The sequence below is a fragment of the Thermodesulforhabdaceae bacterium genome, assembly GCA_037482015.1.
In the GTDB taxonomy this organism is placed as follows: domain Bacteria; phylum Desulfobacterota; class Syntrophobacteria; order Syntrophobacterales; family Thermodesulforhabdaceae; genus JAOACS01.
The window spans coordinates 49,168-67,599 of sequence record JBBFKT010000002.1; the positions used below are offsets into that span (position 1 = coordinate 49,168).

23 protein-coding genes are annotated in these 18,432 nt (G+C 43.8%); 21 read left to right on the forward strand and 2 right to left on the reverse strand.

All coding sequences use genetic code 11. The features are described 5' to 3' along the window. The first annotated feature begins 16 nt into the window (after positions 1-16). The 4 genes from WHS38_04535 to WHS38_04550 are packed head-to-tail and all read left to right on the forward strand — an operon-like array spanning position 17 to position 4,817. Entirely contained in the window at positions 17-2,542 is a 2,526-nt protein-coding gene (locus tag WHS38_04535; GenBank protein MEJ5300238.1) for an ABC transporter ATP-binding protein/permease, read from the forward strand. After that, complete coding sequence (locus WHS38_04540) at positions 2,520-3,038, forward strand: Crp/Fnr family transcriptional regulator (protein MEJ5300239.1); 519 nt, start codon at positions 2,520-2,522, stop codon at positions 3,036-3,038. The genes WHS38_04535 and WHS38_04540 overlap by 23 nt, the downstream gene beginning before the upstream one ends. Then, the gene (locus WHS38_04545) at positions 3,022-3,795 is read left to right on the forward strand and encodes an HD domain-containing protein (GenBank protein ID MEJ5300240.1); all 774 of its coding nucleotides are present in this window, start codon (positions 3,022-3,024) and stop codon (positions 3,793-3,795) included. Before WHS38_04540 ends, WHS38_04545 begins: the two co-directional genes overlap by 17 nt. Positions 3,796-3,830: 35 nt before the next feature. After that, complete coding sequence (locus tag WHS38_04550; protein MEJ5300241.1) at positions 3,831-4,817, forward strand: P1 family peptidase; 987 nt, start codon at positions 3,831-3,833, stop codon at positions 4,815-4,817. Here WHS38_04550 and WHS38_04555 read toward each other — a convergent pair. After that, positions 4,807-5,424 (reverse strand): putative metalloprotease CJM1_0395 family protein, encoded by a 618-nt coding sequence (locus WHS38_04555; protein ID MEJ5300242.1) that lies wholly within the window; start codon positions 5,422-5,424, stop codon positions 4,807-4,809. The genes WHS38_04550 and WHS38_04555 overlap by 11 nt on opposite strands. 409 nt (positions 5,425-5,833) lie before the next feature. Between WHS38_04555 and WHS38_04560 the strand changes: the two genes are divergently transcribed. From WHS38_04560 to WHS38_04595, 8 genes are read left to right on the forward strand one after another with little or no spacing between them, the layout of a single operon-like run. After that, positions 5,834-6,859: a polyprenyl synthetase family protein gene (locus WHS38_04560; GenBank protein MEJ5300243.1), complete on the forward strand. Its 1,026-nt coding sequence runs from the start codon at positions 5,834-5,836 to the stop codon at positions 6,857-6,859. Between the two features lie 29 nt (positions 6,860-6,888). Further along, positions 6,889-7,569, forward strand: coding sequence for a bifunctional precorrin-2 dehydrogenase/sirohydrochlorin ferrochelatase (locus WHS38_04565; GenBank protein ID MEJ5300244.1), 681 nt, complete (start codon positions 6,889-6,891; stop codon positions 7,567-7,569). Then, complete coding sequence (gene ccsA / locus WHS38_04570) at positions 7,563-8,393, forward strand: cytochrome c biogenesis protein CcsA (GenBank protein ID MEJ5300245.1); 831 nt, start codon at positions 7,563-7,565, stop codon at positions 8,391-8,393. Before WHS38_04565 ends, ccsA begins: the two co-directional genes overlap by 7 nt. Positions 8,394-8,412: 19 nt before the next feature. Further along, positions 8,413-9,780: a glutamyl-tRNA reductase gene (gene hemA, locus WHS38_04575; protein MEJ5300246.1), complete on the forward strand. Its 1,368-nt coding sequence runs from the start codon at positions 8,413-8,415 to the stop codon at positions 9,778-9,780. A gap of 4 nt (positions 9,781-9,784) precedes the next feature. Beyond that, positions 9,785-10,186 carry a hypothetical protein gene (locus tag WHS38_04580; GenBank protein ID MEJ5300247.1) on the forward strand — a complete coding sequence of 134 codons (402 nt, stop codon included), beginning with the start codon at positions 9,785-9,787 and terminating at the stop codon, positions 10,184-10,186. A 30-nt stretch (positions 10,187-10,216) separates the two neighbouring features. Further along, a complete protein-coding gene (gene tatA / locus WHS38_04585; protein MEJ5300248.1) occupies positions 10,217-10,417 on the forward strand; it encodes a twin-arginine translocase TatA/TatE family subunit in 201 nt (66 codons plus the stop codon). Positions 10,418-10,447: 30 nt separating this feature from the next. Next, a complete protein-coding gene (locus tag WHS38_04590) occupies positions 10,448-11,254 on the forward strand; it encodes an MBL fold metallo-hydrolase (protein MEJ5300249.1) in 807 nt (268 codons plus the stop codon). An 8-nt stretch (positions 11,255-11,262) separates the two neighbouring features. Beyond that, positions 11,263-11,655, forward strand: coding sequence for a hypothetical protein (locus WHS38_04595; protein ID MEJ5300250.1), 393 nt, complete (start codon positions 11,263-11,265; stop codon positions 11,653-11,655). Here WHS38_04595 and WHS38_04600 read toward each other — a convergent pair. Beyond that, positions 11,648-12,277: a cytidylate kinase-like family protein gene (locus tag WHS38_04600; protein MEJ5300251.1), complete on the reverse strand. Its 630-nt coding sequence runs from the start codon at positions 12,275-12,277 to the stop codon at positions 11,648-11,650. The genes WHS38_04595 and WHS38_04600 overlap by 8 nt on opposite strands. A 280-nt stretch (positions 12,278-12,557) precedes the next feature. Here WHS38_04600 and ffh point away from each other — a divergent pair, with 280 nt between their 5' ends. The 9 genes from ffh (at position 12,558) to WHS38_04645 (ending at position 18,346) form a co-directional block, all read left to right on the forward strand. Next, positions 12,558-13,916, forward strand: coding sequence for a signal recognition particle protein (ffh, locus tag WHS38_04605; protein ID MEJ5300252.1), 1,359 nt, complete (start codon positions 12,558-12,560; stop codon positions 13,914-13,916). A gap of 97 nt (positions 13,917-14,013) precedes the next feature. Continuing rightward, positions 14,014-14,286: a 30S ribosomal protein S16 gene (gene rpsP, locus WHS38_04610; protein MEJ5300253.1), complete on the forward strand. Its 273-nt coding sequence runs from the start codon at positions 14,014-14,016 to the stop codon at positions 14,284-14,286. 55 nt (positions 14,287-14,341) lie between these two features. Beyond that, positions 14,342-14,575, forward strand: coding sequence for a KH domain-containing protein (locus WHS38_04615; protein MEJ5300254.1), 234 nt, complete (start codon positions 14,342-14,344; stop codon positions 14,573-14,575). Between the two features lie 13 nt (positions 14,576-14,588). After that, complete coding sequence (rimM, locus tag WHS38_04620; GenBank protein MEJ5300255.1) at positions 14,589-15,116, forward strand: ribosome maturation factor RimM; 528 nt, start codon at positions 14,589-14,591, stop codon at positions 15,114-15,116. Further along, positions 15,106-15,843, forward strand: coding sequence for a tRNA (guanosine(37)-N1)-methyltransferase TrmD (trmD, locus tag WHS38_04625; GenBank protein ID MEJ5300256.1), 738 nt, complete (start codon positions 15,106-15,108; stop codon positions 15,841-15,843). The genes rimM and trmD overlap by 11 nt, the downstream gene beginning before the upstream one ends. Further along, on the forward strand, positions 15,840-16,406 hold the full coding sequence (locus tag WHS38_04630; protein MEJ5300257.1) for an RNA methyltransferase: 567 nt from the start codon (positions 15,840-15,842) through the stop codon (positions 16,404-16,406). Before trmD ends, WHS38_04630 begins: the two co-directional genes overlap by 4 nt. Before the next feature lie 33 nt (positions 16,407-16,439). Beyond that, a complete protein-coding gene (gene rplS / locus WHS38_04635; protein MEJ5300258.1) occupies positions 16,440-16,787 on the forward strand; it encodes a 50S ribosomal protein L19 in 348 nt (115 codons plus the stop codon). Continuing rightward, entirely contained in the window at positions 16,774-17,415 is a 642-nt protein-coding gene (locus tag WHS38_04640; GenBank protein MEJ5300259.1) for a ribonuclease HII, read from the forward strand. Before rplS ends, WHS38_04640 begins: the two co-directional genes overlap by 14 nt. Positions 17,416-17,494: 79 nt before the next feature. After that, entirely contained in the window at positions 17,495-18,346 is an 852-nt protein-coding gene (locus WHS38_04645; GenBank protein ID MEJ5300260.1) for a chemotaxis protein CheW, read from the forward strand. Positions 18,347-18,432 lie beyond the last annotated feature (86 nt).

Consider the following 18,432-nt stretch of genomic DNA (forward strand, 5'->3'; position numbering starts at 1 on the left):
AATTAAAGGTGTTTTTATGTCGCACAAGCGAAATATAACCGATTTTCCCCTTCTCTTCTGGGTTCTTACACGATGCCGATGGCTACAGTTGCTTGCAATTGGGTTAATCTTAATAACCATATTTTTGCGAGTCCTCCCCTTAGAAATGCAGAAGAAAATCGTAAACATCGCCATTGGGCTTAAGTCCCTTTCCGATCTACTTCTTTATTGCACTTTCTATATTACATCCGTTATAGCTGCAGGTCTTCTTAAATATGCAGTGAATGTCATCACAAATTTCATTGGCCAGAGAATACTTTACGAAATACGCACAGCCTTGTTCAACCATGTCCTTAGCCTCCCTTTGACCTTTTTCAGAAAAAATCCACCTGGAACGGTCATATCATTCCTTATTGGAGAACTTGGCAATATAGGTGAATTTCTCGGTGAAGCAATTGCAACTCCCCTTGTAAATATTCTCAGTCTGGCGGCTTTTGCCGGATACATGCTTTATCTTAACCCCCTTCTAGCTGTTGTGAGCTTGGCCATATATCCTTTTCAGGTCATTGTTATTCCTTTACTTCAAAACAAATTCAACAGATTAAACCAGGAGCGCATGAATATCACCAAGGGCGCCAGTAATTTTGTCGGCGAAATTATATCCGGGATACACGAAGTTCATTGTAATGCATCTTACAACATAGAAAGCGAAAAATTTAGAAGTTTTTCTAAATCGCTTTTTGAACTTCGTTATCGTATGGCAAAAATCAAGTTTTTAATTAAATGGGCTAATAATTTCTTTCAAAATCTGGGTCCTTTTATTCTTTTCTTGTTCGGTGGTTACCTTAGCATCAAAGGAAGACTTGATTTAGGTGCTCTTGTTGCGTTTCTGTCCACCTATGAAAAGCTTTCTGATCCATGGAAAGAGTTGATAGAATACTATCAAAGTTATCAGGACGCTAAGGTTCGTTACAAAAGGATTATGGAAACCTTTTCTTACTCTCATGATTTCAAACCAATGCCTTCAGATAGATCTGTTTACGCTCTTTCCGGCAACATAGAAATGAATGACGTTAGTTTTACCGTAGATCATTCCATACGGATAGTGGATTCTGTGTCCCTTAAGGTTAGCCAAAACGAAAGGATTGCCATTGTAGGATTTTCTGGAAGTGGAAAAAGCACTCTGATTATGCTCATTGCCCAGCTTTATCCCTACAGCAACGGCCGCATATTGCTTGATGGCAAGGATCTCAGAGAACTTACCAAAGCTGACATTAGCTTGAATGTAGGTTATGTTTCCCAGTCGCCATTTATTTTCAGTGGAACCATCCTAGATAACCTTCTATATGCCTGCAATGCCGTGAAAGATATTAGGTCAAAGGTGGATTTCGAAAAGGAGGCGACAGCCTGTGAAGTTCCCTATCCTGGCTACTCAGTTCTTATGGAAGTTATTGAAAAAGTAGGGCTTGAGGAGGATATCCTCTTGTTAGGTCTTAACTCAAAACTTCAAGCAACCGAAGAGGAATTTGCTAACCTTGTGCTCGCTATGCGTAGGCACTTTCTTGAGAAAGCAGATCCTGAAGTCTTCTCTCTCATTGAATCCTTTGATGAAAAAAATTTCCTGTCCTACCAGTCTCTCGGAGTTAATCTAGTTTTTGGTTTTAGTCTGACAACCGATCCCGAAGAGAAGCTTCTGATGGCTCACCCTGGAATATTGGACATTCTGGATAGACTGGGGCTTCTTATTCCCCTTGCAATGGTTGGACAAACTCTGATCAGAGCCACCATGGAAATATTCAATCAGGATTTAAGAGATGAGTTTTTCACCAAGATAACCCCAATCTCTCCAGAAGAATTTCCTATGTTGGGGCGTCTTGCGGAAATCCGGCAGAGCATAAGAGAACTTGATCGAAAAGATCTTTCATTACTTATCGAACTGGCACTTAGATATGTCCCTGCCGCACATCCTATTATAACTCTTCCTGGTCCTTTTACCGACTATATCGTGAGATGCCGAGATTCTCTAAGAAAATCCCTTGATGAAACTTACAGCCAGCTTTTTTGCTTCATAGACCCTGCAAGGTTCTGCTGGAAACATTCAGTATTCCAAAATATAATTTTTGGAAGTATTCGAACAGAAATTGCTCACGCAGAAGAAACCGTCAGGACGGCAGTTCTTGGCACCATAGAAGATCTAGGGATGAAAGACCTGGTTGTTCTTAAAGGGCTCGACTGCCAGGTTGGGGCTCAAGGGAGTTTCCTCTCTGGTGGACAAAAGCAAAAGTTGTGCCTTGCTAGAACTCTTCTTAAAAAACCATCAATTCTAATCCTGGATGAAATAACCTCTGGTCTTGACAATAAGTCTAAGGCAAAAGTTCAAGAGCTTATTAAGCATCATCTGGCAGGTAAGTGCACTATTTTTTCTGTTGTCCATCGTTTGGAAACGGTAAAGGATTATGACAGAATTGTGGTAATGAGAGCCGGGAAAATAGTCGAAGTTGGCACTTACGAAGAACTTCTCGAAAAGAAAGGGCATTTTTATGATCTACTCAGAGGATTTTGAAAAACTTCTGATTACCACCTGTTCTTGTGGACTGGATGAAAAGGTCAGTTTGCTGAGAAGAGTGCCAGCCTTTGGGTCAGTTCCTATAGATCAGTTGAAAATTTTAGCTTCTCTTTGTCCGTGCAGAACCTATCAGCCTGGTCAATTCGTGTTTTATCAGGGCAATTACGATACAAACGGGTATATTCTTAAGAGCGGTCGAGTTAGGATGATACGCCATTATAAGGATCGTTCTTTCATCGTTAAAGAGTTAGAACTTGACGAATTTTTTGGTGGCCTTGCTCTCCTTGCCGACATTAAGAGACTATTTTCAGCTCAGGCTGTCGATTTGTCCAACTGCCTTGTAGTCCCAAGGGATGTGTTCAAAAGATTTGTCGTTCAATTTCCAGAGGTATCTTTGCGGATGCTCGAGATTATGGTAAAACGTATAGCCTCTATGGAGGATCGGTTTATGGAATTATATGTAGAGGAGTTAAAAGGTGAAATGCTTTATTGATGAGCTTTCTCGGAAGGCTCTTGAGTTTGCCTCCAGATACCAGAAACCTGACTTTTACATTAGATTTGAAGCCGAAGTTGCCAGATCAAGACATCTTTATTTTACCAATCCTGTTGCGACTCTTGTTAGAGAGTCCATAGCTGAAAAACTTTCACAATGTGAGTGTCTTGGTCATGGGCTCTACCACAGCAGTAGAGTAGCCTGGGACTGTGCAGCTCTTCTCGACATAGAACTCAAGCAAAGCGGAAGTATGGTTGCTGATAGAGAGCGAATTCTTTTGTTGGGTATTGTCGCAGGCCTTCTTCACGACATAGCTCGTTGTGAACCAAACCATGCTGAAGCAGGTGCTCGGGAGGCTGCAAGAATCCTTAGAGATTTTCCCTTTACTGAAGAAGAGATAAGCATAATTTGCCGGGCTATCCGGAATCATGAAGCTTTCAGCCGTCCTGTCCCGTCTATAAACCCGGTTGGACAACTCCTGAGCGATTGTCTCTACGATGCTGACAAATTTCGTTGGGGCGTTGATAACTTTACTCATACAATATGGCGAATGATAGATCACCAGAGCCTTTCTCCTCAGGCCTTGATTGAGCGGTTTCCCTGGGGTATTGATGGCATTAGAAAAATAGCCCAGACATTTCGAACTCCCACAGGGCGACAGTTTGGCCCGGATATTATCGAAAACGGCATAGCCATAGGTAAGGACATCTATCAATATCTATTAAAACGTTACGGTTCCACGATAACGCCACCCTAGGCTAATCATGGCGAACAAAAAAAGGGGTTAACTATATGAATTCCCTGAATGATACCATTACGGCTATTCCTGGCATTCGAGTTGGGCATGCTCATCTTAAGGATGGTTTTCCTTCGGGATGCACGGTAATTCTTGTTCCCCCTGAAGGAGCTACAGCGGGAGTGGATATTCGTGGGGGAGCTCCAGGAACCTATGGAACTGATTCGCTCGCCCCAATTAACCTGGTTGAACGAGTTCACGGGATTTTTTTCAGCGGGGGAAGTGCCTTTGGTCTAGCCGTAGGGGATGGCGTAAGGCGATTTCTTGCCGAACAAAACGTCGGTTTTGACACTGGCTATGCTAAGGTTCCCATCGTGGCTGGAGCCATAATTTTCGATTTGGGCGTTAACAGATCGAGCATTTATCCCGATGCTAAACTGGGCTGGGAAGCTTGTATAAGAGCAACAAACGATCCCTGTAAGGAAGGAAATGTTGGTGCAGGTTTGGGAGCCACAGTGGGAAAACTCTACGGAGTTGCTCAGGGCATGAAGGGCGGACTTGGGAGCTTCTGCATAAGCACAGACTATGGGCTTTTAGTTGGAGCGCTTGTTGTAGTTAACGCTTTTGGAGATATTTGGGATCCCTGGAGTGGGCATTTTATTGCAGGTTGTAGAAAAAAGCAGGATAGCCTGGAACTAGCCCAGGCAGATCGAGTGATCCGCATGACACCTCGACTTAGAGGATTTCCTCAGGGGCAGAACACAGTGGTTGGTCTTGTAGCAACCAATGCACGCCTTAATAAAACTCAACTTACCAAGGTAGCTCAAATGGCTCACGACGGTCTCGCCAGAACCATTATTCCAGCTCATACTCAATACGACGGTGATACCATCTTTGCTATAAGCTGTGGCAACCTCGAAGACGTAGAAACTTCAGTTGTTGGAGCTCTCGCCGCAGAAGCGGTAGCTCATGCTGTAGTTCGTGCTGTTAAAAAGGCAAAGAAACTACCAGGACTTCCGTCATTTGAAGACATTATACGGTGAGAGATATAGAAGTTGCTTCAGAGGATTGATGATATCCTCCCTTTGATTCAAATGTGTCCGAATAGGCTTCTTTTCCTCGCCTTTTCAAAAGTTCCATCTGAGCTTTGGAGAGTTCCATCTGAGCCTTTGCAGCAACCTGGTAATCCTGTCCTGATGGTTGAGACGGTGCTAGGGCTGCTCTAATAACGGTTAACATCTTTTCTATGGTTGCAGACGGATCATCGGGTATAGGCGAGGAATCGATTGAAACCTCTCCACCGACTATATAAAGGTTACCGTCGGGTCCTCGCTCATACTGATATGTGGGTCCGCCTCTTACATAGCGGCCTCCAGCCGAAATATGAGCCTGTTCATGGGCTACAACTTCACGTTCCCTCTCTTTAAGTTTTTCTAACTGCCGCCGTTCTTCCTCGGTGAGTCTTTCCGATCCCGAACCTTCCCTGGTATTCTGGCTTTTGCCTGGTGACATCGTATCTTGAGAAGGACGAACTTTCTCCTCGTCCTTCCCATTTTGAGCTTTCTTATCTGAGTAATAGGAAGGCTTTATTTGAAGCGAACGCCACCTATCCGGCGTAAAAGATATTGAATTGATAAGCAATAGTCCCATAAGAGACCTCAAAAAGTTACCAACAGTATAATTTTTTCTTAACGTGGATAATTTTTCAAGAATTTATTTCGCAAAACGGCTTTTAATTCACAGAACCCAATTGTGGTAAATCGGATATTGAGTCGTTTTTTAGTTGCTTAAGTCTGGAGAGGTCTTCCAGGTTGAGTTTAATCCCTGCGTTTCTATGGTTTATGTCACTTTGTCGTCCCATAATAAGGGAAGTTTTAGAATACCCTCCATTGCGGTTTGACGATTGAGATTATCTTTGATAGCATAATCCCGCTTGAGAAGATTGCCACAAAAAGGATGGAAATTTTTTTAGATTACTACCGGAGGTAGGATATGAAAAGTTCCTGCCGGTCAGGAAGTCCATCCTTACATTGAGAACGCAAGGATAAAAAGTGCTGTCATGAAGAGCGATAAATTGATTGCGCCTAAAGAAGTATCCTTAATAGAAGAAGAACGCAAGAAGCGAATATTGGAAACTGTCTATCCTGACCTGCTCCGCATAGAGCAGGAGTTAAAGAAGCAAACTTTCGGTCCTGTGCCCCTTGTTAATACCGTTAGCCGTTACATTATTGATAGCGGCGGGAAGCGTCTCAGACCGCTTTTGATGATTTTGAGCGCCAGATTATGTGGATACAAGGGCGACCGAGATGTTCGACTCTCTGTAGCCTTCGAATTTCTCCATGTGGCAACCCTTCTTCACGATGATGTGATTGATGGTGCCGAAGTAAGAAGAAATCGCCCGGCAGCAAACACTCTCTGGGGCAATCAGGCTGTGGTGCTGGTTGGAGATTTCCTTTACTCGAAGGCTCTCATGCTAGCAATTGAATATGATGATATGCGTATTATGAAATCCCTGGCTGAAGCCGCTAATCTAATGTCAGAAGGGGAGATTCTTCAATTACTTCATCTTGGGCGGGTAGATATAAGTGAATCGGAATATTTTGAAGTCATAAGCAGAAAAACGGCGGCGTTGATGAGTTCGGCCTGTAGAGTTGGAGCCATCCTTGGAGGGTCTCCTGAAGACGAAATCGAAAGAATGGCAGATTATGGATATCACCTGGGCATTGCTTTTCAGCTCATTGACGATCTTCTGGACTATACGGGGACATTTAAAGAACTGGGAAAGCCCGTGGGAAAAGACTTTGCCGAACGCAAAGCCACTTTGCCACTTATTTACGCTTTTAATGGATCTAGCGAAGATGAACGAGCATGGATAAAAGAGCTTTTCAGTAAGAACGACCAGGATCCGCAGATTTTTCACAAAATTCGAGAATGGGTTCAGAGGCGAGGTGGGCTTGAATATACCGAACTTTCAGCCCGTCGCCATGTCACTAAGGCTATCGAAGCTCTTTCAGCTTTTCCCCCGGGTTACTGGAAAAACATCCTTCTAGATATTGCTGAATATACACTTTCTCGCCGTTTTTGATGTAAAAAAATCGTTTTGGAGAATCTTTCATGTATCCTGTGGTTTTAAGGCTGGAAGGTATAAGATGCCTTGTTATTGGAGGTGGACAAGTAGGGGAGAGGAAAGCGAGAAGACTTGTTGAAGAGAAGGCTAAAGTGTGTCTAATTTCTCGTGAAATTTCACAGTGGTTTTCAGAAGCGGTAAAATCCGGAGATGTTGAGTGGATAGCCAGAGAATACCACCCGAGATTTTTACAAGGCATTTCCATTGTTTTTGCGGCTACAAGCGATAAAGAATTGAACAGTCTTATTGTTAGAGACGCCTTAAATCTTGGCTTGTGGTGTAATAGTGCAACCAACCCGCAAGAGGGAAATCTGACTCTTCCGGCAATTTTTCAGAAAGGGAAATTGGTAATTTCGGTAAGCACAGGAGGAGCTAGCCCAGCTCTGGCAAGCCTTATTCGTGATGAAATATCAGATCAATTCAAGAATGGTTGGGAAGAGATGCTTGAATGCCTTGATAGGCTTAGAAAGACTGTTCAGGAACTCAGGCAACAGGATGACGACAGGGAAAATCAGAGTCTCTTTCGAGAAATAGCCGTGGCAGTGTTTCATGCGCTGAAAAATGAAGCTGACTTAAATGTAGTCAAAAACCTTATTAGGGATATCCTGTCGAAGAATCTTTCCAGCGAGGAAATCGGTGGGATAAAGCAGGTGTTGAACCAATGCTAGGATTTTTAGCTTTTATTGCGTTGATGTTTTATTCTGCTGGTATGATCGGATATTTTATTTGCATTTATTTCAACCGACCATCTCTTACCAATGCTGTCTGGTGGCTCGTTGTTTTAGGAGCTGGTTTTCATCTAACCGGGCTTGTTACTTCCATCCTGTTTTCCTCTGTTGCTGGAACCGTGTCCATTCATCGAGAGGCTCTTATGGCCGTTGCCTTGTTTATTGTTGTCCTGTTCCTTGTGGTGTCTCGACTTCGCCCTGTGGGGTTTATGGGAGCGGTTATTATGCCTGTTGTGGTCCTCGCCCAAATTGGATCATCACTTCTGCCCTTTGAGGAAAACCTTGCCAAGCCATTTCTGCGTAATGGCATTGTTATTTTCCATATAGCAACCCTCTTTGTTGCCTATGCTTTCTTTGCCCTTTCTTTTTCCTTAAGCCTCATTTATCTTCTTCAGGAGAGAAAGATTAAGCGCAAGGAGTTTAAGGTGGTAGCGGGATTTTCTTTTCCATCTCTGGAAACCATTGATCGGCTTAATCACAGGTGTATTCTCATTGGATTTCCTTTTATGACAGCCGGACTCATTGCAGGCTTTGGAGCAGCCCAGCTGTTTTGGAAATCCTCCTGGACAGGAGATCCTAAAGAAATCTTATCCATAATAACCTGGTGTGTTTATGCTGTGCTTTTTCACCAGAGGCTTGCTTTGGGATGGCGAGGTAAAAAAGCGTCCTGGGTTGCTATTTGTGGTTTTGTAAGCGTGTTGATCACCTTTATTGGGGTTAACCTTTATGGGAAAACTCATCACATAACATTTTTCCTCCGCTAAACTTGAAAGGGATGAAACGATGGAGGAACGCATACTGATCCTGGGAATAAATCATAAAACAGCACCAGTCGAAGTAAGAGAAAAGGCTGCTTCAAAAGTGTTCTTTATTGGGGACCGCCTCAGAGAATTAGCCACTAGCGAGGGTGTGGTTGATGAATTTATGGTGCTTTCCACATGCAACAGAGTAGAATGGCTTACTGTATCCCGGGATCCTGCAAGAACAGCTAAACTTATTCGTGAACTACTGGGTGACAGTAGCAATCTTCCGTTCCCTCAAGAGTTTCTTTACCTTTATGAGGATTTAGAAGCCGTTAGACATTTATTTAGAGTTGCTTCCGGGCTGGACTCCATGGTTATGGGAGAACCCCAAATACTCGGTCAGATTAAGGATGCTTATCGGAATGCGGCACAGCAAAAAACCGTGGGGGTTATCCTCAACCGACTTCTTCATAAAACCTTTTCTGTGGCTAAGCGAGTCCGTTCAGAAACGGGCATTGGTTGTCGAGCCGTATCAGTAAGTTATGCCGCTGTTGAGCTAGCTAAAAAAATCTTCGGAAATCTTCAGGGCAAGAAGATACTTCTTATTGGTGCAGGGGAGATGGCAGAACTTGCGGCAGAACACTTTATGCGGAACGGGGCATCTCATCTCATCATTGCTAATCGCACAATGGAACGAGCTATGGAACTTGCCAAAAGATTTAGAGCTTCAACTATTCCTTTTGCCCATATTATGGACGCTTTTGAAACTGTGGATGTGGTGCTTTCATCTACAGGTTCGCCAGAGCTGATCATCAGTCGGCAGGATGTCAAAGCTTGCATGAAAAAAAGAAAACACAGACCCCTTTTCTTCATAGATATTGCTGTGCCCCGCGACATAGATCCAGGCGTTAATGAGCTTGATAATGTTTATCTTTATGACATTGATGATTTACAGGGTATTGTAGAGTGGAATAAAGAAGAGCGGAAACGTGAGGCAGTTCGAGCGGAATACATCATTGAAGAAGAAACATTAAAGTTCCAACATTGGCTCCAGACTCTTGATGTTGTTCCAACCATTATCGCAATGAGAAGGAAGGCGGAAGAAATCAGATCGGCAGAACTAAGAAAAACGATGGCACAACTTTCTCATCTTTCCGACAAGGAAAAAGAAGCCATTGTGAAAATGACAGAATCTCTAGTTAAGAAAATGCTCCACGATCCCATAATATTTGTTAAACGCAAGGCATCCAGACCATCGCGCCAGTTTTACATCGATTTGGTTCAGCAGGTGTTTAATCTCCCTATGCGAAATGATAGCGACTCCCCCGAAATGGAATTACCGGAAGATGAGAACAAAGAAAAATCACCTGCTATGTCGGTGATTAAAAACTTACCTGGAAGGAATTAACAAAGTGGCAGATTTGATTGACTTCAAGAAAAAAACGGAAGACCTTCAGCAAGCGGAAGAGGGAAAGCTTAAGAAATTTAAGCTTGAATCTCTCAGAAAGCATTTCCAGTGTATGCGCTGTGCCTTCCGGTGCGCTCGATGTGGGGGGCAAATCACCGATGAAGAATACGCCGTGCCCCAAAATTATAGCGCTCCTTATCTTTTCTGTTCTGTTTGTTATGAAGAGTATCTTATGTATATGAAGAGACGTAGAGGTGAACCCATAGATCGAAAATATTACTGGTTCAATGATGAGTGGGAAAAGACCTGGGAGGGCTGGTTAAATTATCAGAAAGCTATGGAACTTTATCGCGAATCACCAGAATTTTTGAGGCTTCTGGATGAGGTGGAGAGACTCTTGAAGTAGTTTACCCGCTCGAAAGGAGATAAGTGAAAAATGGGCAAAATAGGTTGGACCGAACTGTTGGTAATTCTGATAATAGTTTTGATCTTATTTGGAGGAAGACGGCTTCCAGAAATTGGATCCGGGTTGGGACAGGCGATAAGAAACTTTCGGCAGTCCTTTCACGGCTCTTCAGAATCTAAGGGGGATGAGTCGCAAAAAGAACAGGAACCTAAAAGTCAAGAAAGTAAATAGTCTTGCAGGGGGTAGGGGAAGGAATCGTCTATGGGTATTCGGGTGACCAAATTCAATGATAATTTTCTGATTGCTCACGGAACGGTGGGCTATTTCAACTTTCGCTTTAACGTTTTTCTATACTGCGTTGATGGGCTACTTGTGGATACGGGCCCACGAAGTCTTGCTAAGAAAACCAAACCCTTTCTATTGGCATATTCTCCTGAGCAGGTTGTTATCACTCACCTTCACGAAGATCACTGCGGGTTGGCTTTTTGGATAAACCTAGTGTATCCAAAGGTTCCTGTTTATGTTCATCCTGACCGCGTAGGCGATGCTCGCCGCGAAGCTGACCTGCCCCTATACCGTCGTATAATATGGGGAAAGCGTGAACCTTTCAGGGGAGAACCCTACCCGGCGGGTTCTATCCTGACAAAGAGACACTCCTTCGAAATTATCCATGTTGGTGGACACAGTAATGATCACATTATTTTATACGAACCCCGCGAAGGGTGGCTTTTTGTAGGCGATCTTTTCCTGACAACTCGCCCTATAGTCCTGTTTCACGAGGAAGACGCTAATCAGACACTGATGGCCCTCAACAAAATGCTATCTTTTGATTTCTCTGACCTCTTCTGTGCTCATTCAGGGCATCACCCTAACGGGCGAGAACTTATTGTCAGGAAAAAGGAATATCTCGAATCCCTCCAGGCGAAGATTAAGGAACTAAAAGCTAGGGGTTATTCGATTGAAGAAATTGACAAGATAATGTTTCCAAAACAACCCTTTGTATCAAGAATTTCTAAAGGCGAGTGGACCTCTCTTAACCTTATTAAAACTCTGGACTCAGGGGAGTGATTTTTATTGTGACTGATGGATCGAACTGTAAAAATGATCTTCCCATCATGAGCATAGGAACGGTGCTTTATTGCTCTAAATGGCGGGAATGTGTCGAATTCTATCGTAGGATTCTGGCTTGCGACATTATTTTCCAAAACGACTTCTTCGTAGAACTTTCACCATCAACAGGTGCTCGCCTGGGACTTATGGATGTTTCAAGGACCACCAAGCAGGTTACACATCCAGAAAGTATTGTGATTTCAATACAGGTATCCAGCATCGAAAAAACCATTAAGGTTCTTCGCCAGATCTTCCCCAATTTACCCGACTCTTTTCGATGCGTATGGGGCGTTAAACTTATTGAAATTAAGGATCCGGATGGAAGAGTGGTGGAATTCTGGGAGAGAGAGCCTACGTAGAGTTTTGTTCTTCAATATCTCGCACCATAGATTCAATAATGTTTACGGCCTGTTCAAATGAGATTTTGCTCAGGTTTAAAACCAAATGATAAAGATGGGGGTCATCCCATAAGCGATTAAAGTAAGTTTCTATATATCTTGCAGACTCCCCTTCCTCCCGTTCGATCAGTTCTCTGGCGCTCCTATCATCAAGCCCAAACTGCTGTTTAAGGATAGAAATGCGCTCTTCTATGTTCTTCACAACCCTTATATGGATGGCTTTGGGGTTTTGTGCCAGAATACATTGTCCTCCCCAGCCCACGATGATAACGTTATTTTGCTGGGCTGCTTTTTCGATCAAAGTTTTTACAGCAGAGAAATACCGAGAATCATCTATCCTTTTTGATGGGCTAACGGTGGCTTCGTGGAAGGTTTTCAGCACCGACTTGTCCACGAGTTGAAGCAGTCTTGATGCGCGAAGCCTGGAGTAGGAAACTAACTCAGAAGAGGGAACGCGCATCTCCTGAGCTATAAATTGAATGAACTGTTTATCTAAGATGTCATAACCGAGGCGCTTTGATAGCTTTTCTGCCAGCACGTCACTTTCTGCCGCGTACTCTTTACTTAGGGTTATAATCGCCATGGCTGACTCCACAGTTATGTCGTAGAAAAGTTTTTTGGATCTACCTGGTTATAATCGTTCTACCAGTCTTTTTAGCCCTTGTAGCAATATTTCCTATTACAACTGGCTTGATAATGTTAATTTTTCAACTTATGCTGACAAACGAACAAAAATCTTTTACAGTTATGTGGGGTTTGCGGAAAAGCACTTCCCGCTTACCTACAAAAAATATCATATCATATGACAATTAAAAAGTAAAACCAGCAAAAGACTGGTAAAACAGACCAAAAGGTGAGGAGCTATGTTTGAAGGATTAACTAGTCGGTTTGAGAAAATTTTTAAGTATCTTAAAGGTCAGGGCAAACTAACTGAAGCCAATATAAAAGACGCTTTGAGAGAAGTCCGGCTTGCACTTCTTGAGGCTGACGTGCATTACAAGGTGGTTAAAGACTTCGTGCAGAGGATTGAAGAACGGGCTATTGGTCAGGAAGTGCTTGCTAGTTTAACTCCCGGTCAGCAGGTTATTAAAATCGTTCATGAAGAGCTTATTGCACTTCTTGGAGGAACTCCCGCTAAACTTGAACTTGAGGGAACTCCTCCCGTTCCCATCATGCTAGCAGGTCTTCAGGGTTCTGGAAAGACAACCACGGCAGCAAAGCTTGCTCTAATGCTCAAAAAAGAACGCCGTAATCCATGTCTGGTGCCTGCAGACGTTTATCGTCCGGCCGCTATAGATCAACTCATGGTGCTGGGTTCCCAGATTGATGTCCCTGTTTATCCTTCTAGATCAGATCAGAAACCGGAGGACATAGTAAAGGATGCTCTTAACTTTGCTAAAAATAACGGATGCGACACTCTACTTGTGGATACCGCCGGGCGGCTGCACATTGATGAAGCCCTGATGGAAGAACTGAGACGCCTTAAGCAGCTACTTAAGCCCAGAGAAATCCTTCTGGTGGTTGATGCTATGACCGGTCAGGATGCGGTCAGAGTCTCGGAAGCTTTTCATGAGGCTCTTTCTATCACTGGAGTTGTGCTCACAAAGCTGGATGGAGATGCTAGAGGCGGTGCGGCTCTTTCAATCCGGGCAGTAACAGGTTGCCCTGTTAAGTTCGTAGGTATTGGAGAAAAGCTTGATGCAATAGAGATTTTCTATCCTGACCGCATGAGTTCCCGCATCCTCGGCATGGGGGATGTTCTGACAATCATTGAAAGGGCTCAAGAAGCCATCAATGAAGAGGAAGCAAAACGGCTCGTTAAAAAACTTTCTGAAGATTCCTATACTCTGGAGGACTTTAGAGATCAAATCCGCCAGATCAAACGTCTGGGATCTTTAGAACGTATCCTTGGGCTTCTTCCTGGCGTTGGTATGTTTAAGGACCTTAAAAATTCAAAAATCGATTTGAAAGAGTTTATTCACCTTGAAGCGATCATAAATTCCATGACCAAACAAGAGCGCAGAAATCCTGATATTATCAATGCAAGTCGAAAAAGAAGAATTGCCCAGGGAAGCGGCACCACTGTTCAAGATGTGAATAGGTTGCTTAAAGGATTTGAAGAGATGAGAAAAATGATGCGCCAGATGACAGTGTCTGCAGGTATTGCACCAGTTGGCAAAACTAAAAAGAAAAAAAAGAAACGCACGTTTTTTCCTTTCTAAGAATTACAAAATGAAGTATAAGTCAAAAGTTGACGTCTCTGGTAATGGGGTTTGCGGAATGTGACCTGAGTTGAAGAAAAGGAGGTAACGCAAAGGGATGGCAGTTAGAATTCGATTGGCGCGACACGGGAGAAAGAAAAGGCCTTTTTACTGGGTAGTGGCGGCTCACTCGGAAGCTCCGCGAGATGGGCGGTTCCTGGAAAAACTGGGAATCTATGATCCTATTTCAGATCCAGCAAGAATCGAACTTAACATGGAAAGAGTGGAGTATTGGTTGCGGAATGGAGCTCAACCGAGCGAAACCGCAAGAAGCCTTATAGGTCAGTATAAGCTCAGGATGAAAACTTCTGAGGAAGCAAAGGTTTCGTAGGTGTGGGAATTGAAGGGTCCTGATTCGGCGGCACGAGCAAAAAGCGGAGGGTGTTATGCTAAAAAATTTGGTCGAGCAGATGGCAAAAGCTTTGGTTGATCATCCGGATAGGGTTCGAGTGTCAGAGATAGAGGGGGAGCAGACCTCGGTTATCGAATTGAAAGTTGCGAAGGAAGACCTTGGAAAGGTTATCGGCAGACAAGGGCGCACGGCACGAGCTATGCGCACGATACTGAGTGCCGCTTCCACAAAATTGAATAAAAGAGCAGTGCTCGAGATAATAGAATAATCACCACGATTGTATGGACGCCAAACGATGGGTTCCTATAGGCACAATTGTTAGAGCCCACGGTGTCCGAGGTGCTGTGAAGATCCTCCCTTATGGCGAAAGCCTTGCTGAAAAACAGAGGGGGGATCTTCTATTTGTGAAAACAGAAGACGGTAATCTGTTGCAGCTTACTGTTAAAGGAATCCAATCTGTAGGGCGGTGCTGGGTGTTAGGGTTTGAGGAAATAAGGGATAGGAATCGAGCAGAAGAATTGGTTGGGAGTGAAGTTCTCCTGCCGGAAGATCTTCTTCCTCCGAGGGAAGAAGGAGAATTTTTTTATTACCAGCTCATAGGGCTCGAAGTAAAAACCCGCCAGGGCGAAACCATCGGCACCTTGAAGGCAATCTTTGAAACCCCAGCTCATGATGTTTATGTGGTGCAGGACAGCAAAGCCCGTGAAGTGCTCATTCCTGCAGTAGAAGAAGTCGTGCTCGAAATTAACCCGGAAATGGGCTACATGGTGGTTGATCTTCTCGATGGTTTAATGGAAGATGATCATTGATATACTCACTATTTTCCCCGGGTTTTTTGAAGGCCCCTTCAGGGAAAGCCTTCTTGGTAAAGCGATAGCCGAAGGTATCGTAAGGATCAGAATCCACGATATTCGCAATTATACCACCGATCGCCATCGCACCGTTGACGATAGACCATTCGGTGGTGGCGCCGGTATGGTAATGAAGCCAGAGCCTATAGTGAAGGCTCTAGACGAACTGAGAAGTGAACCTCCGTCACCGAAAGTGATTCTTCTAACACCCAAAGGACATCTCTTTAATCAGAACCTTGCTAGAAGCTGGAGTAAGCTGGAGCGGCTTGTGCTTATATGCGGTCGTTATGAAGGAATTGACGAGAGAGTCTCCTTTTTTGTTGACGATGAAGTTTCCATTGGGGATTACGTGTTGAGCGGAGGAGAGGTGGCGGCGGTTGTCATAGTGGACGCAGTGGTGCGACTGGTTTCCGGGGTAGTAGGTAACAAAGCATCCACAGAGACGGAGTCTTTTGAGCGGGGACTTCTTGAATACCCTCACTACACGCGCCCTCGGGTATTTAGAGGTTATGAAGTTCCGGAGGTTTTACTTTCTGGGAACCATGAACGAATCCGCAAGTGGAGACTTCTTCAGTCGCTTTTGTTAACTAAAGCCAGACGACCGGACCTGTTTCAAAGATTGATTCTTTCTAAGGAAGAAAAAAAACTACTTGAGACTTTTGATAAAGCTGGAGCGATCCCGTGAGCTTGTATGTAGGTCTTGTTCACTATCCGGTAATTAACAGAAAAGGGGAGCGAATTGCTTCTGCTATAACGAGTATTGATTTACACGACTTTGCTCGACTGTGCAAAACTTACGACATCCCACAATGCTTCATTATTACACCACTTAAAGACCAGCACGAACTGGCAAAACGCCTTCTGGCTCACTGGTGTGAAGGAATCGCTTCCGTTATTCACCCTAACCGAGCTCTGGCTCTCCAGACCATCGTTCTTGTTGATTCTATTGAAGACGCTGTGGAGAATATTAAATTATCGCAGGGGAAGACCCCTCAATGCTGGGTAACATCGGCGCGGACAAGAAACCCAAATAAAACCCTTTCTTTTACTGATGCCAGAAAGCTTGTGTCTTTAGCAGATGCCCCACCGATATTGTTACTTTTTGGCACGGCCTGGGGGTTAGCAGAAGAAGTTTTTGATATGGCAGACTGTATTCTTGAACCAATTTACGGTAAAAATTCATATAACCACTTGTCAGTTCGATGCGCAGCGGCTATTATAATTGACCGTCTTTTTGGCGACCGATAGCGAAACAAGAAGTTAGAAATGGAGGATAAAGTTATGCGGGATAAGGTGATTGAGAAAATTGAGAGAGATCAGATGAGAATGGACATCCCCGCTTTCCGGGTGGGTGATACGATCAGAGTCCACACCAGAATTCTTGAAGGGGACAAAGAACGAATCCAGGTTTTTGAAGGGGTTGTGATCAGGAAACATAGAGGCGGTGCTAATGCTACATTTACGGTAAGAAAGGTTTCATACGGTGTGGGTGTAGAGCGAATCTTTCCTCTCCATTCTCCCCGGATTGATAAGATTGAAGTGGTGAGGAGAGGTCGAGTAAGACGTGCTCGACTTTATTACCTCAGAGAACGAATCGGTAAGGCTGCACGTATTCGTGAAAAGATGTAGAGCGCTTTCTCGAATATCCGAAACCCTCGCCGACTTTGACAGAATTGTTCGAGCAGAAGGGTTCAGTCGTATTGCAGGGGTTGACGAAGCAGGGAGAGGACCGCTTGCGGGTCCTGTGGTGGCTGCGGCGGTTATTCTCCCAGAAAATATTAACCTGAACGGCATAAACGATTCAAAAAAACTTTCTCCCGCACGCCGAGAAGAACTTTTTCAAGAGATTCTTTACCTGGCGGAAGTAAGCATCAGCTACGTTAGCCCGGAGGAAATCGATTCTATAAACATTCTTAAAGCAAGCTTAAAAGCCATGAAGCTTGCTATTGAGGGGCTTACTCCATCACCAGACATTGCGCTTATAGACGGTCCCTACGAGATTGAAGTGGATTGCTGCAATAGAGGAATAGCAGGAGGGGATTCCAAAAGCCTTTCTATAGCAGCGGCATCTATAGTCGCGAAAGTATTTAGAGATCGCCTCATGAATTTTTACCACAGGCTGTATCCGGACTACGGATTTGATCAGCATAAAGGATATCCCACGCGTTATCACCTGGAATCCCTTGCTAAATTTGGACCTTCCCCTATACACAGGAAAAGTTTTAATCGAGTCTCCACCCGTAGGTTAATTCTTTAAACCGTTAGAGTTATACTTTTCAGTGAATGGTCCGAAAAATTTTTGTTCCTTGGAAACAGCAATGAGGAGGATCAACACTATGAGTGAATTGTCTGGGAAACATCAGCGAGTTGCTGCTTACAAGGGTTATAAGAACGGTTTTGCCGACTTTTACGGTTATCAAATTGAAGTAATCACCGGTTATACGAAAGATGAACTAAAATCTATTCGATGGGTTGATCTAATATACGAAGAAGATAAAACATCTGCAAAAGAAGCCTTCGTTAAGGCTCTTAAAGGAAATAAGGTTTATGTTCGAGATTACAGAGTTCGCACCAAACATGGGAACTTAGTATGGCTTCGAGAATTTAGTGAGATCGTCATGAACGAGCTAGGCGATGTTGACTACGTGGTAGGCGCTCTAATGGATATTACTGAAGAGAAGAAACAGGAAGAAATAAAAAAGCGTCATGCCAGATTTACCGGGAAATATTTGATCTTTCGATCTGCTGAATCAACATACGGTTTGTCTATTGGTGCGGTTAGAGAAGTCATCACAGCTATGCCTGTGACCAAGGTTCCAGAGATGCCTGATTTTGTTGAAGGTGTTATCAACCTGAGAGGAAAAGTTATACCTGTGATAAGCCTTGTGGAATTTCTGGGTGAAGAAGGAAAGATAACCGCATTAGAAAATTCCTGCATCATAATAGCTGAGACGAAAGCTCAGGAAGGTCGAGTTCTGGTAGGGCTTCATGTCGATGAAGTCATGGGAGTTTTATATATCAAGGGAGAGGAAATTGAGGATGTTCCTCAACTTGTCTCCTGTCACTGCCTGAACTATGCTTTGGGTATCGCCAAAACAGATCGTGGACTTGTAATTATTCTCACTGTGGAAAATCTGTTGGGGTCAGATCTTGCAAAAATTTCCCAAACTCTGGTGTCAAATCGATAATATAATCCCGTTTGCTTGTGTTAGTCGAAATTAGACCGCAAAATTTAGCCCTGCTTCGGGGATTTTTGAATTTATGTGAGGTCATT